This is a genomic window from Streptomyces sp. NPDC038707, assembly GCF_040636485.1.
Taxonomy (GTDB): domain Bacteria; phylum Actinomycetota; class Actinomycetes; order Streptomycetales; family Streptomycetaceae; genus Streptomyces.
Map to the genome: position 1 here is coordinate 245,666 of NZ_JBEZUP010000011.1, position 15,936 is coordinate 261,601.

The 15,936-nt window shown below is 72.6% G+C and carries 13 protein-coding genes; 2 read left to right on the top strand and 11 right to left on the bottom strand.

Annotated elements, in window-relative coordinates:
* Positions 1-7 precede the first annotated feature (7 nt).
* The 8 genes from AB0E62_RS18090 to AB0E62_RS18125 all read right to left on the bottom strand — a co-directional run bounded on the left by AB0E62_RS18090 (position 8) and on the right by AB0E62_RS18125 (position 8,723).
* Complete coding sequence (locus AB0E62_RS18090) at positions 8-1,732, bottom strand: urease subunit alpha (RefSeq protein WP_362193997.1); 1,725 nt, start codon at positions 1,730-1,732, stop codon at positions 8-10.
* A complete protein-coding gene (gene ureA, locus AB0E62_RS18095; protein WP_362194000.1) occupies positions 1,729-2,427 on the bottom strand; it encodes an urease subunit gamma in 699 nt (232 codons plus the stop codon). The genes AB0E62_RS18090 and ureA overlap by 4 nt, the downstream gene beginning before the upstream one ends.
* 222 nt (positions 2,428-2,649) lie before the next feature.
* Entirely contained in the window at positions 2,650-3,738 is a 1,089-nt protein-coding gene (locus tag AB0E62_RS18100; protein WP_362194003.1) for a branched-chain amino acid aminotransferase, read from the bottom strand.
* Between the two features lie 241 nt (positions 3,739-3,979).
* The gene (locus tag AB0E62_RS18105) at positions 3,980-5,023 is read right to left on the bottom strand and encodes a 3-isopropylmalate dehydrogenase (protein ID WP_362194006.1); all 1,044 of its coding nucleotides are present in this window, start codon (positions 5,021-5,023) and stop codon (positions 3,980-3,982) included.
* 92 nt (positions 5,024-5,115) lie between these two features.
* Positions 5,116-5,247: a hypothetical protein gene (locus AB0E62_RS18110; protein ID WP_107058449.1), complete on the bottom strand. Its 132-nt coding sequence runs from the start codon at positions 5,245-5,247 to the stop codon at positions 5,116-5,118.
* Positions 5,248-5,503: 256 nt separating this feature from the next.
* Complete coding sequence (locus tag AB0E62_RS18115; protein WP_362194009.1) at positions 5,504-6,040, bottom strand: GNAT family N-acetyltransferase; 537 nt, start codon at positions 6,038-6,040, stop codon at positions 5,504-5,506.
* Positions 6,041-6,126: 86 nt separating this feature from the next.
* A complete protein-coding gene (pruA, locus tag AB0E62_RS18120) occupies positions 6,127-7,758 on the bottom strand; it encodes an L-glutamate gamma-semialdehyde dehydrogenase (RefSeq protein WP_362194012.1) in 1,632 nt (543 codons plus the stop codon).
* A gap of 38 nt (positions 7,759-7,796) precedes the next feature.
* Entirely contained in the window at positions 7,797-8,723 is a 927-nt protein-coding gene (locus AB0E62_RS18125) for a proline dehydrogenase family protein (protein ID WP_362194015.1), read from the bottom strand.
* 164 nt (positions 8,724-8,887) lie between these two features.
* On the opposite strand from AB0E62_RS18125, the gene AB0E62_RS18130 reads away from it, so the two are divergent.
* Entirely contained in the window at positions 8,888-10,180 is a 1,293-nt protein-coding gene (locus tag AB0E62_RS18130; protein WP_362194018.1) for a helix-turn-helix domain-containing protein, read from the top strand.
* Between the two features lie 12 nt (positions 10,181-10,192).
* Here the strand turns inward: AB0E62_RS18130 and AB0E62_RS18135 are convergent, their stop codons facing one another.
* Both AB0E62_RS18135 and AB0E62_RS18140 read right to left on the bottom strand, forming a co-directional pair.
* Entirely contained in the window at positions 10,193-11,740 is a 1,548-nt protein-coding gene (locus tag AB0E62_RS18135; RefSeq protein WP_362194021.1) for an FAD-dependent monooxygenase, read from the bottom strand.
* 79 nt (positions 11,741-11,819) lie between these two features.
* A complete protein-coding gene (locus tag AB0E62_RS18140; RefSeq protein ID WP_362194024.1) occupies positions 11,820-12,404 on the bottom strand; it encodes a TetR/AcrR family transcriptional regulator in 585 nt (194 codons plus the stop codon).
* Positions 12,405-12,500: 96 nt separating this feature from the next.
* Here AB0E62_RS18140 and AB0E62_RS18145 point away from each other — a divergent pair, with 96 nt between their 5' ends.
* Positions 12,501-14,075: an MFS transporter gene (locus tag AB0E62_RS18145; RefSeq protein WP_362194027.1), complete on the top strand. Its 1,575-nt coding sequence runs from the start codon at positions 12,501-12,503 to the stop codon at positions 14,073-14,075.
* A 34-nt stretch (positions 14,076-14,109) separates the two neighbouring features.
* On the opposite strand, the gene serA is transcribed toward AB0E62_RS18145, so the two are convergent.
* A complete protein-coding gene (gene serA, locus AB0E62_RS18150; RefSeq protein WP_362194030.1) occupies positions 14,110-15,699 on the bottom strand; it encodes a phosphoglycerate dehydrogenase in 1,590 nt (529 codons plus the stop codon).
* Positions 15,700-15,936 lie beyond the last annotated feature (237 nt).

Below are 15,936 nucleotides of genomic sequence, written 5' to 3' on the forward strand. Positions count from 1 at the left end.
GGGGTCCTTAGAGGAAGTAGAGACGGTTGAGGGAGACGGAGTCGGCCGGTTCCGAGCGCAGCGGCTCGCCGTCGAGGGTGACCAGGCCGGTGCGCTGGTCGACGTCCACCGCGCCGGTACGGGCGTTCAGCCGCAGGTCGGCGGGGCCGATGCCGCGGGTGCCGCGCACGGCGACCCGGCGCCGGCGGGTGGGCAGCGTGTCGCCTCCCTGGTCGACGGCGGCCCGGGCGACGAACGCCACGGAGAGGTCGGCGGCCGTGGCGCCGTACGCCCCGAACTGCGGTCCGAGGACGAGGGGTTCGCAGGTGTCGGTGGCCGCGTTGGGGTCGCCGACCACGCCGTACGCCGGGAAGCCGGCCTTCAGGACGAGCTGCGGTTTGGCGCCGAAGTACTCCGGGCGCCACAGCACGATGTCGGCGAGCTTGCCGGTCTCCAGGGAGCCGACCTCGTGGGAGAGGCCGTGCGCGATGGCCGGGTTGATGGTCAGCTTGGCCATGTAGCGCAGCACGCGGGCGTTGTCGTCGCCCTCGCCGTCGCCCTCCAGCGGGCCCAGCTCGGCCTTCATCTTGCCGGCCATGGCGAAGGTGCGGCGGACCGTCTCCCCGGCCCGGCCCATGCCCTGGGCGTCGGAGGAGGTGATGCCGATCGCGCCCAGGTCGTGCAGCACGTCCTCGGCGCCCATGGTGCCGGCCCGGATCCGGTCGCGGGCCATGGCGGCGTCGCCGGGCAGGTCGGGCTTGAGGTCGTGGACGGAGACGATCATGCCGTAGTGCTCGGCGACCGCGTCCCGGCCGAACGGCAGGGTGGGGTTGGTGGAGGAGCCGATGACGTTCGGGACGCCGGCCATCTTCAGCACGTTCGGCACGTGTCCGCCGCCGCAGCCCTCGATGTGGAAGGCGTGGATCGTGCGGCCCTCCAGCACCTTCAGGGTGTCCTCGACCGACAGGCACTCGTTCAGGCCGTCGCTGTGCAGGGCCACCTGGACGTCGTGCTCCTCGGCGACCCGCAGCGCGGTGTCCAGGGCGCGGGTGTGGGCGCCCATGTCCTCGTGCACCTTGAAGCCGCTCGCCCCGCCCTCGGCCAGCGCCTCGATGAGCGGTGCCGGGTGGGAGGACGAACCCCGGCCCAGGAAGCCGATGTTGACCGGCCAGGCGTCGAAGGCGTTGAAGGCGTGGCGCAGCGCCCAGGGCGAGTTGACGCCGACGCCCCAGACGGGGCCGAACTCCTGCCCGATGATCGTGGTGACGCCGGAGGCGAGGGACGCCTCCATGATGCGCGGAGACAGCAGGTGCACATGGGTGTCGACGGCGCCGGCGGTGGCGATCAGACCCTCGCCGGAGACGATGGTGGTGCCGGTGCCGACGACGACGTCCACGCCGTCCAGGGTGTCCGGGTTGCCGGCCCGTCCGATGGCCGCGATGCGTCCCTCGCGGATGCCGATGGACACCTTGCGGATGCCCTGCACCGCGTCGATCACCACGACGTTGCTGATCACGACGTCGCAGGTGTCGCGGACGGCGGCGGCCTTCAGGTGCAGTCCGTCGCGGGCGGTCTTGCCGAACCCGGCGAGGAACTCGTCGCCGTACTTCTGGGCGTCGGACTCGACCCGGATGGTCAGCCCGGAGTCGCCGAGGCGGACGCGGTCGCCGGCGCGCGGACCGTGGGTGGCCGCGTAGGCGTGCGGGTCGATGTGGATCGACCGGCTCACCTCTCGTCCCTTCGAGCGGCTCATCGCTCCTCGTCTCCTTCCGGGGTCGCTCCCAGGTAGCCACAGGCGGCGGCCCTGCGCAGGGCCTCTTCCTTCGCGCCGGGCGCGTCCAGCGGGCCGTCCACCAGGCCGGCGAAGCCGATCGCGATCCGGTCGCCGCCGATCGGCACGAGGGCGACCTCCTCGCTCTCGCCGGGCCCGAAGCGGACCGAGGAGCCCGCGGGGACGGCGAGCCGCATGCCGTAGGCGGCGCGGCGGTCGAAGCGGAGGCGCGGGTTGGCCTCGAAGAAGTGGAAGTGGGAGGTGACGGAGACCGGCACGCCGGCGGTGTTGGTGACGCGCAGCCGGACGGCGGGCTCGGGGTCGGCGTGCTCGGGGCCGGGCAGCAGCGCGCCCGGGGCGTCCTCGCCGGACCCGCCGCCGATGGGGTCGGAGACGACCGCGAGCCGGGAGCCGTCGTCGAAGACGGCCTCGACCATCACCTCGGTGACGACATCGGCGACGCCCGGCAGCACGTCCTCGGGGCCGAGCACCGAGCGGGCGGCCTCGACGGCCTCGGCGAGCCGCCTGCCGTCCCGGGCCGCCTCGCACACGGTGTCCGCGATCAGCGCGGTGGCCTCCGGCACGTTCAGCCGCAGGCCGCGGGCCCGGCGGGCGCGGGCCAGCTCCGCGGCACCGAAGATCAGCAGCCGGTCACGTTCGGTGGGGGTCAGTCTCACGACGCGGCACCTCCTTGTCCTCCACGTCGTTCCACAGATTAGAGCATCACTCTAAACAGAGAATCCGTGAAACCGAAGCACTGAACGGCGGCCTTGCCTCATATCACATTGAACGTCGCTCTAACGCGGTGACGGACACGCGAAGGGGCGCCGGGCGGCCGCGCGATCCCCACGATCCCGCGGTCACCCGACGCCCCTCGATCGGCACGTCGGACCGGGCGCTTAACCGACCTTGTGCATCCACCCGTGCTTGTCCTCCGTGAGACCGCGCTGGATGCCGAGCAGCGCCTCGCGCAGCCGCATGGTCACCGGGCCGGTCGAGCCGTCGCCGTGGGACCACGCGTCGGTCTTGGTCTTGACGTGGCCGATGGGCGTGACCACCGCGGCGGTGCCGCAGGCGAAGACCTCGGTCAGCGCGCCGGACGCCGCGTCCTCGCGCCACTGCTGGAGGGTGATCGTGCCCTCCTCGGCGGTGTAGCCGAGGTCGCGGGCGACCTGGAGGAGCGAGTCGCGGGTGATGCCCTCCAGGATGGAGCCGGTCAGCGAGGGGGTGACGATCCGGTCGCCGTAGACGAAGGCGACGTTCATGCTGCCGGACTCCTCGACCTTGGTGCGGGTGACCGCGTCGAGGTAGACGACCTGGTCGCAGCCGTGCGCGGCGGCCTCGGCCTGGGGCAGCAGGGACGCGGCGTAGTTGCCGCCGGTCTTGGCGTCGCCGGTGCCGCCCGGGACGGCGCGGACGTGGTCCTCGGCGACCCAGATGGTGACCGGCTTCACGCCGCCGGCGAAGTAGGCGCCGGACGGGGAGGCGATCAGCATGAACAGGTACTCGTTGGCCGGGTGCACACCGAGCGCGGCCTCCGTGGCGAACATGAACGGCCGCAGGTAGAGGGAGGCCTCGCCGCCGTGCGCGGGGACCCAGTCGGCGTCCTGGGTGAGCAGCGCGTCCAGCGCGGCGATGAACAGCTCCTCGGGCAGCTCGGCCATGGCCATGCGGCGGGCGGAGTTACGGAACCGGCGGGCGTTGGCCTCGGGGCGGAACAGCGCGACCGAGCCGTCCGGCTGGCGGTAGGCCTTCAGCCCCTCGAAGATCTCCTGGCCGTAGTGCAGGACGTGCGTGGAGGGGTCCAGGGAGATCGGGCCGTACGGAACGAGCTGGGCGTCGTGCCAGCCGCGGCCCTCGGTCCACTTGATCGTCACCATGTGGTCGGTGAAGTGGCGGCCGAAGCCGGGGTCGGCCAGGATCGCCTCGCGCTCTGCGGCGGCGAGCGGGCTGGCGGACGGCTTGAGCTCGATCGTGGGCGTCGTCATCAGTGGTTGTCCTTCACCGGTTGTAGTGACGGGCCGCGCTCACGCCTGCACTCCCGGTCGTCGGTGCTTGGACGTCCGAGCATTCCCTCATGACGCGGCCCGCGTTCGATTATCGCGCGGGGACGGCGGCGGAAGGAATCGGGGTGAGGCGGCCCAGGGGTTGATGGTGACACCCGGCGGGACATGACAGAAGCCGCCGGGTGCGGTTCGCGACCCGGCGGCTTGGGTGTAGCGCGGCGGGTCAGCCGGCTACGCGTACGGCGAGCGCGTCGCCGATCCCGGAGGTGGAGCGGGCCGGCTTGCCGGCGCGCTCGGTCAGGTCGGCGGTCACCGCGGCGTCGATGCGGTCGGCCTCCGACTCGTAGCCCAGGTGGCGCAGCAGCAGGGCGACGGACAGGACGGTGGCGGTGGGGTCGGCCTTGCCCTGGCCGGCGATGTCCGGGGCCGAGCCGTGGACCGGCTCGAACATGGACGGGAACTCGCGGCTGGGGTTGATGTTGCCGGAGGCGGCCACGCCGATGCCGCCGGAGACGGCCGCCGCGAGGTCGGTGATGATGTCACCGAAGAGGTTGTCGGTGACGATGACGTCGAAGCGGCCGGGGTCGGTGACGAGGTAGATCGTCGCCGCGTCGACGTGGATGTAGTCGGTGGTGACCTCGGGGTACTCCTCGGCCACCGTGTTGAAGATGTTCGTCCACAGGTGCCCGGCGAAGGTCAGCACGTTGTTCTTGTGGACCAGCGTGAGCTTCTTGCGCGGGCGGGCCTGGGCGCGCTCGAAGGCGTCGCGGACGACGCGCTCGACGCCGTAGGCCGTGTTGACGGACACCTCGGTGGCGACCTCGTGGGCGGTGCCCTTGCGGATGGTGCCGCCGTTGCCCGTGTACGGGCCCTCGGTGCCCTCGCGGACCACGACGAAGTCGATCTCCGGCTGGCCGGCCAGCGGGGTGGCGACGCCGGGGAGCAGCTTGGACGGGCGCAGGTTGACGTGGTGGTCGAAGGCGAAGCGGAGCTTCAGCAGGAAGCCGCGCTCCAGGACGCCGGACGGCACGGACGGGTCGCCGATCGCGCCGAGCAGGATGGCGTCGTGGCCCTTGAGCTGCTCCAGGTCGGCATCGGTGAGGGTCTCACCGGTGGCGTGGTACCGCTTGGCGCCGAAGTCGTACTCCTTGGTCTCCAGCTTCACATCCTGCGGCAGGACGGCGGAGAGGACCTTGAGGCCTTCGGCCACGACTTCCTGGCCGATGCCGTCACCGGGAATCACTGCGAGATTGATGCTGCGAGACATGTCGGCACCCTACTCCTCGTCCCAGGTGATGACACACCATGTCCGCCATACGGACAGCCGGGCGGGTGGCGGACGCCCGCCCGGCCGAGGGGTCAGTGGCCGGTCTGGCCGCCGTTGTCCCGGCGGTCGAGGGCGCGCTGGAGGGCGGCGGCGGCGTTCTTGCGGTCGGACTCGCTCGTACGGGACGCGTGGCGGACTCGGCGGCGGACGGTCGTCTCGGCCATGGCAATCGACTCCTTCGGCATACGTGGAGCACGGCAGTGGGGGGGTGCAAGACGCCGGAAGGGGCGGGGAGCATGGGCCACAGGGGTTGCCTGCGCGGGCCCGCTCACGACCGCCATTCGCTGGATGGAGCGAGACGTTCGGCTGCTTTCACGGTAAGCGGAGCGGCCCGCACCTGTCCGCAAATTACTCGGACTTCCTACTATCTGAGACGACGGTCGCCCTGAGCTGCGCTTTCGTCTGCCGTCCGGCGCGCCGTCAGACCACGTCGCCGTCCCGCCAGTCGAAGACCAGTTCCCCGGTCTCATCGAGCGGGCCGGCGAGCCCGGGCCACACGAAGATGTCGCCCTCCTCGTCGGGCAGCCGCACGATGCCCTCCGGGGAGAGGGCGTGCACCTGTCCGGGCCAGCGCTGCCAGCCCCGGGAGGCGTACAGCAGGGCGCCCTGGTCGCTCGCCGACAGCGCCCCGAGGTCGTAGGCCCGGTCGATCACCCGTTCCAGCTCGGCCATCATCCGGCCGCCGAGCCCGGTGCGCCGCGCGTCGGCCCGTACGGCGACGCCCTCCACGTATCCGGTGCGCAGCCACCGCCCCCGGTGCCGCACCCGGCGCATCACGAGGGCCGCGCACGCGGCGAGACCGCGGTCGTCCCGGATCAGCACGTGCAGCCCGCCGAGTCCGTGCTCCCAGTCCTCCTCGGAGAAGTCCCCGTCGAAGGCATGCACCAACAGCTCACGCGCTTCCCGGAGTTCGGCGGGATCGAGGTCGGCGGTGTGGGCGGTCCGCAGCAGGGTCATGACGGCAGTATCGCCCCCGGACACGGCGACGGCCCGGAAGGCCCGCTGCGGTGAGCGGGTCTCCCGGGCCGGGATCGCGGGCGCGGTCAGCCCATGTGCGGGTAGCCGTAGTCGGTCGGCGGGACCAGGGTCTCCTTGATGGCGCGGGTCAGGGTCCAGCGCAGGAGGTTCTGGGGGGCGCCGGCCTTGTCGTTGGTGCCGGAGGCGCGGCCGCCGCCGAAGGGCTGCTGGCCGACGACGGCGCCGGTCGACTTGTCGTTGATGTAGAAGTTGCCCGCGGCGAAGCGGAGCTTCTCCATCGTGTACGCCGCCGCCGCGCGGTCGTTCGCGATGACCGAGCCGGTGAGGGCGTAGTCCGACACCGACTCCATCTGGGTCAGCATCTCGTCGTACTTGTCGTCCTCGTAGACGTACACCGCGAGGATCGGGCCGAAGTACTCGGTGGTGAAGACCTCGTTCTCCGGGTCGGTGCACTCGATGACGGTCGGGCGGACGAAGTAGCCCACCGAGTCGTCGTAGGAGCCGCCCGCGACGATCGTGCAGGCGGGGTCGGCCTTGGCGCGGTCGATGGCGGCCTTGTTCTTGGCGAACGAGCGGTCGTCGATGACGGCGCCCATGAAGTTCGACAGGTCGGTGACGTCGCCCATGGTCAGGTAGTCGACCTCGGCCGCGAACTCCTCCTTGAAGCCCGAGTTCCAGATGGAGGCCGGGATGTAGGCGCGGGAGGTGGCGCTGCACTTCTGGCCCTGGTACTCGAAGGCACCGCGGGTCAGGGCGGTCTTCAGCACCGCGCGGTCGGCCGACGGGTGGGCGACCAGGAAGTCCTTGCCGCCGGTCTCGCCGACCAGCCGCGGGTAGGAGCGGTACTTCTCGATGTTGTTGCCGACCGTCTTCCACAGGTACTGGAAGGTCTTGGTCGAGCCGGTGAAGTGGATGCCCGCGAGGTCCCGGTGCTCCAGGGCGACCTCGGAGACCGCGATGCCGTCGCCGGTGACGAGGTTGATGACGCCCTTGGGCAGGCCCGCCTCCTCCAGCAGCTGCATGAGCAGCACGGCGGCGTGGGTCTGGGTCGGGGACGGCTTCCAGACCACCACGTTGCCCATCAGCGCGGGGGCGGTGGGCAGGTTGGCCGCGATGGCGCTGAAGTTGAACGGCGTGATCGCGTAGACGAAGCCCTCCAGCGGGCGGTGGTCAAGGCGGTTCCACACGCCCGGCGAGTTCGCCGGGGGCTGCTCGGCGAGGATCTGCCGGGCGTAGTGGACGTTGAAGCGCCAGAAGTCGACCAGCTCACAGGGGCTGTCGATCTCGGCCTGCTGGGCGGTCTTGGACTGGCCCAGCATGGTGGACGCGGCGATGGTCTCGCGCCACGGGCCGGCCAGCAGCTCGGCGGCGCGCAGGATGATCGCGGCGCGGTCGTCGAAGGACATCGCGCGCCAGGCCGGGGCGGCGGCCAGGGCCGCGTCGATGGCGTCCTTGGCGTCCTGCTGCGTGGCGTGCCGGCCGGTGCCGATGACGGCCTTGTGGTTGTGCGGCTGGACCACCTGGAACGGCTCGCCGCCGCCGAGCCGCTTCTCGCCGCCGATGGTCATCGGCAGCTCGATCGGGTTCTCGGCCAGCTCCTTGAGCTTGGCCTCCAGCCGGAGGCGCTCGGGCGAGCCGGGGGCGTAGCCGTGCACCGGCTCGTTGACGGGGGTGGGGACCTGGGTCACAGCGTCCATGAGATCCGTAACTCCTTGTACGTGAGCGGGTGGTGGGCTCAGCCCTTGCTGACCATCGAGCGGAGGAAGAACCGGAGGTTGGCGGGCTTCTCCGCGAGACGGCGCATGAAGTAGCCGTACCAGTCGGTGCCGTAGGCCGTGTAGACGCGCATGCGGTGGCCCTCGGCGGCCAGCCGCAGGTGCTCGTCGCCCCGGATGCCGTACAGCATCTGGAACTCGTACTCGTCGAGCTTACGGCCGGCCTGGTGGGCCAGTTCCTGGGCGATGGCGATCAGGCGGGGGTCGTGGGACCCGATCATCGGGTAGCCCTCGCCCTCCATCAGGATCCGCAGGATGCGCACGTAGGCCTTGTCGATCTCGTGCTTCTGCTGGTAGGCGACCTCGGCGGGCTCCTTGTAGGCGCCCTTGACCAGGCGGACCCGGCTGCCGGCGGCGGCCAGGCGGCGGGCGTCGGTCTCGGTGCGGAAGAGGTAGGCCTGGATGACGCAGCCGGTCCCCGGGAAGTCCTTCCGCAGCTCCTCGTGGATGGCGAACATCGAGTCGAGGGTGGTGTGGTCCTCGGCGTCCAGGGTGACCGTGGTGCCGATGGCGGCGGCGGCCTCGACGACCGGGCGGACGTTGGCGAGGGCCAGCTCGTGGCCGCCCTCCAGCGCCTGGCCGAACATGGAGAGCTTGACCGACATCTCGACCTTCTCGCCCAGCTCCAGGCCCTTGAGGTGGTCGATCAGCGCCAGGTAGGCGTCCCGGGCGGCGGTGGCCTGCTCGGGGGTGGTGATGTCCTCGCCGACGACGTCCATCGTCAGCTCCAGGCCCTTGGCCGTCAGGTCCTCGATGATCGGGACGATGTCGGCCACGGTCTCGCCGGGTATGAAGCGGTCGACGACCTGCTTGGTCACCGGGGCCGCCGAGATCAGGCGTCGCATCCGGTCGCTGCGCGACGCGGCGAGAATCACGGGACCCAGCACGGGGCACCTCCACAGACAAGCATCAAAGGGGCCGGCACCCGACCATTCGGGTACGGCACGGAGAACCACCGTGAAACCTAAGGATCTCTCCGATCCTGGGCCATCGACAGCTGTCACGCATCCGTGCCCGAGATCTCAGACAGATGTATGAAGACGGCCGGGGAATGGGGGAGAATGCCCGGGTGGCGGCGGATTTCAAGGCGTTCAAGGCGGACTACCAGGAGCTGGTGGACGAGATCTCCGAGTTGCTGGGCGTGCCCGCGACCCTGGAGAACCGTGACTTCGAGCTGATCGCCTTCGGGGCCTACGACAGCGAGGACGAGCTGGACCCGTCCGCGCTGGACCCGGTGCGCACCCGCTCGATCCTGACCCGGCGCTCCACGGCGACGGTGCGGGCCTGGTTCGAGGGGTTCGGCATCACCCGGGCGAGCGCGCCGGTGCGCATCCCGCCCAGCCCTCAGGCCGGTGTCTACCGCGGCCGGATCTGTCTGCCCGTCCGTCACCGGGGCGTCGTCCTCGGCTACGTCTGGCTGCTGGACGGCGACCCGGGGCCGACCGACGCCCAGCTGGCCGCCGCCCTGCGGGTGGCGGACCGGATCGGCGCGCTGCTCGCCGACGAGGCGGAGGCCCGGGCGGGGCTGAGCCGGGAGCTGCGGGCGGTGCTCACCGCGGACCGGGGCTGGCAGCGGGACATGGCGGTGGCCGAGCTGCGCACCGCGCTCGGTCCCCGTGCCGACGGCCCGCACACCCTGGTGTGCGTCGCGCCCTGGCCGTCGGCCGACCCGGACGACGTCCCCGCCCCGCGCACGGTCCCGCACGCCACGGCCCTGTGCACCCTGCCGTGGGGCGCGTCCGGGCTGAGCCTCGCGGTCCTGGTGCGGCTGCGCGCCGCGGACACGACGGCCCCCGCGGTGGCCGCGGCCACCCGGCTGCTGAAGGAGGCCGAGGAGTCCCGGGGGGCGCGGGCGCGCGGCGCCGGGGCGCGGACGGCGGCGGCCGTGGCGGCCCGGCCCGGCGGGCCGGCCGGGCTCGCCGCCCGGGCCGCCGGACCCGCCGCCGGCATCGGGGAGCCCGGCGCGGGCCTCGCCGAGCTGGCCACCGGGTGGCAGCAGGCCTTCGACGCGGCGCGCGCCGCGCTGGCCGAGCCGCGGCTCGGGCCGGTCGCCGAGTGGGCGCGGATCGGGGCGTACCGGCTGCTGACCGCGCTGCCCCCGGAGACCGCGCGGGACCGGGTGGTCGGCGCGCTGCTCTCCCCCGCCCACGCGGAACTGGCCCGCACGGCGGAGATGTACCTCGACTGCGCGGGGCAGGCCGGGCGCACGGCGTCCGGGCTGGGCATCCACCGCCAGACCCTGTACTACCGGCTGTCCCGGGTCGAGCAGCTCACCGGCCTGGACCTGGACGACGGCGAGGACCGGCTGCTGCTGCACATGGCGCTGAAACGGGCGCGGCTGTGAGCCTGGCCCGGCTCACGCGGTGGGTGCCGTGCCGGTGAGCGCGGCGAGGGCGCGGTGGAGGGTGTCCGCGCCGGCGGGGCGGGCGGCGATGTGGCCGTCGGGGCGGACGAGCAGCGCTCCGTGCGGGCCGAGGCCGAGGGCGTCGGCGGGCCCGGCGGGCAGGGGCGCGACGCGCAGGGGCCAGGGGCCGGGAGGCGGTGGCCAGTGGGCGGGGTCCGCGGTGAACAGGGTGAACCACTCGCCGCAGACGTCGAGCGTGGAGCGGCCGGGACCGAGCCAGAGGTGGGGCATGCGACGACCGGGGTCGGCGGTGGGGACGTAGTCCGGGCCGGTGTCGTCGGCGCGACCTCCCACGGAGAGGACGGCGCCCGAGCGGTAGGTGACGCCGAGTACGAGGCCCAGTTGTGCGAAGTACCGCTCCGACCAGGGGGCTTCGGCCGGTGCCGGGGTCGCCGTGCCGGTGCGGAGCCGTTCCCGGCGCCGGTCCAGCACCCGGGCCGCCAGCCTCGTGTGGGACACCGCCTGACTCAGGGTCGTACGGGCGACGGGCCGGCGTTCCGCCTCGTAGCTGTCCAGCAGGGCCGGGGAGGCCCACCCCTGGAGCACTCCCGCCAGTTTCCAGCAGAGGTTGTGCGCGTCGGCGAGGCCCGCGTTCATGCCGAGTCCGCCGGTGATCGGCACCGTGTGGGCGGCGTCGCCGGCCAGCAGGACGCGGCCGCGGCGGAAGCGGTCGGCGACGAACGCGGTCATCACCCAGTGCTGGACGCGCAGCACGTCGGGCCGGACACCGGCGCCGGGGCCGAGGGCGCGCGCGACGACGGCCGGCCAGTCGGCGGTGTCCGCGTCCTTCGGCGTCGGTCCGAACCAGGCCCAGCCGCCCTCGGGGTACAGCGGCAGGAACGATCCGTGCGCGGTGAAGTAGACCCCGGCGGGCTGCCGGGCGCACCAGCGGCCGAGGTCGGCGTCGAAGACGACGGTGGTGAAGGCGCCCAGCTCCCCCGGCCCCTCCGTGCCGATGCCCAGCAGCCGGCGGACGGTGGAGTGCGCGCCGTCGGCGGCGAGGAGGTGACGGGCCCGGATCCGGGACCTGGCGCCGGGGCCGGGCCCGTCGAGCAGCGCCACGACACCATCCGGTTCCTCGGTGAGCCCGACGAGCTCGGTGCCGAAGCGCACGGGGGTGTCCGCCGCGCCGAGCAGGACGGGCTCCAGCCGGTCCTGCGAGGTGACGACACCGGTCACGGGGCTCTCCGGCACCGGCGCGCGGACCCCGGCCATGGCGGCGGTGGCGAAGTCGGGGCCGCTCAGGGTGTCGCGGAAGCGGACCCGGCCGTACTCCGGCGGGAAGGCGCGGGCGGCGACCCGGCCGGCCAGTCCCAGCCCGCGGAAGATCTCCATCGAGCGGACGTTGACCAGCCGGGAGCGGGGAAACGGCGACAGCTCCCGGCGCCTTTCGACCAGCAGGGCGGGAACGCCCCATCGGGCCAGCAGGGCCCGCGCGGTGAGCCCGACCGGCCCGCCGCCCACGATCAGCACCGCCGTCTCCGCGTCCGCTACGGGCATCCCGGACGCCGTTCCGCGCGGCGGGTCCGCCCCATGGGTTCACCCTGACGCGCCCGCCAGCCGCCCGCAAACCGGCGGATCAGCGCCCTTGGGCCGCGTCCATCACCCGCCGCAGGCCCTCCGTGAGCTGATCGGCGGTGGTCGCGGTGTCGGGGTCGAAGAGCCACTGGACCATGAGGCCGTTGAGCAGGGTCTGGTAGAGGCGGCCCTCGGTCTCGGCGCGCTCCGGATCCACGTCGGCCTCCGGGATTCCGCCGACCAGGGCGACGAGCCCGCTCCGGCCCTCCTCCTGGGCCTCGGCCAGCAGCTTGCGCACCTCGGCCAGCCGCTCGTCCTGGAACATCAGCTCGAAGCTGAGCAGCCAGATCGGCCGGGCCTCGGGAACCGTGCGAATGACGGCGGCCCACACCTCCTGGAAGCGTTCCAGGGAGTCCGGGGGCTGGGTCATCTCCCCGGCCGGCGGCGGGGCGAAGCGCTCGCCCAGGCCCTCGATCAGCGTGATGTACGCCTGGACCAGCAGCTCGTCCTTCGAGCCGTAGTGGTAGCCGATCGACGCCAGGTTGGTGCCCGACTCCTTGACGATGTCCCGCGCGGTCGTGCGCAGGAAGCCCTTCTGCAGCAGGCAGCGCTGGGCGCCTTTGAGCAGGTCCTCACGGTGTCCCATGCCGACACCCTACGCCGTTTTCATACAACCGTCCCAGACAAACGACTTACACAAGCGTTCTAGACAGATGTTTAAGACGCTCGTACAGTCCTCGCCATGAACCCGACGAGCACCCTCCCCCTCGGCGCCCCGGGCGCCCCCGTCCGCGCCGGGCGCCGCGAGTGGACCGCGCTCGGTGTGCTGATGCTGCCGCTGCTGCTGGTCTCGATGGACGTCTCGGTGCTGTACTTCGCGACCCCCGCGATCAGCGCCGACCTGCGGCCGACCGGCACCCAGCAGCTGTGGATCTTCGACATCTACGGCTTCGTCCTGGCCGGACTGCTGATGACGATGGGCTCGCTCGGCGACCGCCTCGGCAGCCGCCGGCTGTTGCTCTGCGGTGCCGCCGCCTTCGGTGCCGCCTCGCTGCTCGCGGCCTACGCCGACAGCGCCGAAACCCTGATCGCGGCCCGCGCGGTACTCGGCCTCGGCGGCGCGACCCTGATGCCGTCCACGATGGCCCTGGTACGCACGATGTTCACCGACCCGGCCCAGCGCGCCAAGGCGATCGGGCTGTGGTCCGGCGTGATGACGGGCGGCATCGCCCTCGGCTCGGTGCTGAGCGGCATCCTGGTCGAGCACTTCTGGTGGGGCTCGGTGTTCCTGGTCAACCTGCCCGCGATGGCGCTGCTGCTCGTCCTCGGCCCGGTGCTGCTGCCCGAGTCCAGGAACCCGGCGCCCGGCCGCTTCGACTGGCCGAGTGTCCCGCTGTCGATGGCCGCCGTGCTGCCCCTCGTCTACGGCCTGAAGGAGATCCCCTCCGAGGGCTGGCACCCCCGGTACGTCGCCGCGCTCGCCGTCGGCCTGCTCTTCGCGGCCCTGTTCGCCCGGCGACAGCGCACCGGCGCCGCCCCGCTGATCCCGCCGGTCCTGTTCCGCGGCCCCGGCTTCACCCCGGCGCTGCTGCTGACCCTGGTCTGCGCGTTCGGGATGATGGGCTCGGCGATCTTCACCACCCAGTACCTCCAGTCGGTCCTCGGCAAGAGTCCGCTGGCGGCGGCCCTGTGGAGCCTGCTGCCGTCGGTGCTCATCGGGATCGCCGGACCGGTCGCCGCCGGGCTCGTCCAGCGGGGCGTCCGCCGCGGGTACGTCGTCACCGCCGGCTTCGCGATCGGCGCGGCCGGGTACGCCCTGCTCGCCCTCGCCGGCACCGACTCCCTGTGGCTGGTGCTGGCCGCGGCCGGTGTCCTGGCCTCCGGGGTGGTGATGGTGATGTCCCAGCTGGCCGACCTCGCGATGAGCGGCGCGCCGGTGGAGCGGGCGGGCACCGCCTCCGCGCTGCTGGAGACCGGCACGGAGTTCGGCGGCGCGCTCGGCATGGCGGTCCTCGGCTCCGTCGGCACGGCCCTCTACCGCCACGCGATGCCGGCCGGCGCCTCGGCCCAGGCCCGCGAGACCCTGGGCGGGGCGCTGGCCGACGCCTCGCGGCTGCCGGGCGGGGCGGGGGAAGCCCTGCTGGCGACGGCACGGGAGGCGTTCACCGGCGGGATGCGGGGAGCGGCCCTCGCGGGGGCGGTGCTGCTGGCGCTGGCGGCGGTCGGGGCGGCGGTGACGCTGCGCCGGACCGACGGCGCGCGGAAGCAGCGGACCGGACCGAGGCGCGCGGAAGCAGAAAAACGCCGGTCGGGCTGACGGAAGTCAGCCCGACCGGCGTGGTGCGCGTCGCTCAGACCAGGTTGACCGAGCGGGCCGACGTGGCCCCGATCTCCGCGGAGACCTCGGCCAGTACGCCGGCGCCCACCGTGTCGTCGACGGTCAGCACGGCCAGCGCCTCGCCGCCCACCGCCGCGCGGGCGACCTGCATGCCGCCGATATTGATGCCCGCCTCGCCGAGGATGCGGCCGACGGTGCCGACGACACCCGGGCGGTCCTCGTAGCGCAGCACCACCATGTGGTCGGCGAGCGCGAGGTCGACGTCGTACTCGCCGACGGCGACGATCTTCTGCACGTGCTTCGGGCCGGCCAGAGTGCCGGAGACCGACACCTCCTCGCCGGTGCCCAGCGTGCCGCGCACGGTCACCACGTTGCGGTGTTCGGCCGACTCCGAGCTGGTGGTCAGGCGCACCTCGACCCCGCGCTCCTGGGCGAACAGCGGCGCGTTGACGTAGGACACGGTCTCGTCGACGACGTCCTCGAAGACACCCTTGAGCGCCGACAGCTCCAGCACCTTCACGTCGTGCTGGGTGATCTCGCCGTAGACCTCGACGTCGAGGCGGACCGCGACCTCGCCGGCCAGCGCGGTGAAGATCCGGCCGAGGCGCTCGGCCAGCGGCAGGCCCGGCTTGACGTCCTCGGCGATGACCCCGCCCTGGACGTTGACCGCGTCCGGCACCAGCTCGCCGGCCAGGGCGAGCCGGACGGACTTGGCGACGGCGATGCCGGCCTTCTCCTGCGCCTCGTCGGTCGACGCGCCCAGGTGCGGGGTGCAGACGACCTGGTCCAGCTCGAACAGCGGGGAGTCGGTGCACGGCTCCTTCGCGTACACGTCCAGGCCGGCGCCGGCGACCCGGCCCTCCTTCAGGGCCGCGTACAGCGCCGCCTCGTCCACGATGCCGCCGCGCGCGGCGTTGACGATGCGGACGCTCGGCTTGACCTTGCGCAGCGCCTCGTCACCGATCAGGCCGAGGGTCTCGGGGGTCTTGGGCAGGTGGACGGTGATGAAGTCGGAGACCTCCAGCAGCTCGTCCAGCGACAGCACCTTGACGCCCATCTGCGCGGCCCGCGCGGGCTGCACATAGGGGTCATAGGCGACGACCTTCATGCCGAACGCGGACATCCGCTGCGCGACGAGGGCACCGATGCGGCCCAGGCCGACGACGCCCAGCGTCTTCTCGGCCAGCTCCACGCCCGTGTACTTGCTGCGCTTCCACTCGCCGTTCTTGAGCGCGGCGTTGGCCTGCGGGATGTTCCGGGCGGTGGAGAGGAGGAGACCGCAGGCCAGCTCGGCGGCGGTCACGATGTTGGAGGTGGGGGCGTTGACGACCATCACGCCGGCCTTGGTGGCGGCGGAGACGTCGACGTTGTCCAGGCCGACGCCGGCTCGCGCGACGACCTTGAGCTTCTTCGCCGCGGCGATGGCCTCGGCGTCGACCTTGGTGGCCGAACGGATCAGGATCGCGTCCACCTCGGCGATGGCCGGCAGCAGCTCGGAGCGGTCCGCTCCGTTGCAGTGCCGGATCTCGAAGTCCGGACCGAGTGCGTCGACGGTGGCGGGCGACAGCTCTTCAGCGATGAGTACGACGGGTTTCGAGCTCACGTGAGTCCTCACATGTGCGATGCGGACGGCCGTCCCGACGGCCGCAGGCGGTGGAGGGGGCTAGCCGCGGAAGACGCACGACGCTGTGGGCCTGACGCGTGTTGTGCAGAAGTGTAGTGGCGCGGCGCGCTCCGTATTACGCCTCCGCGGAAGGATCACCCGGATGAGAGGCTCCACTTTGTACGGAGCCCGGGCAGGACGCCGCGTGGCGGTGTTCCCCGGCCGGGGAACACCGCC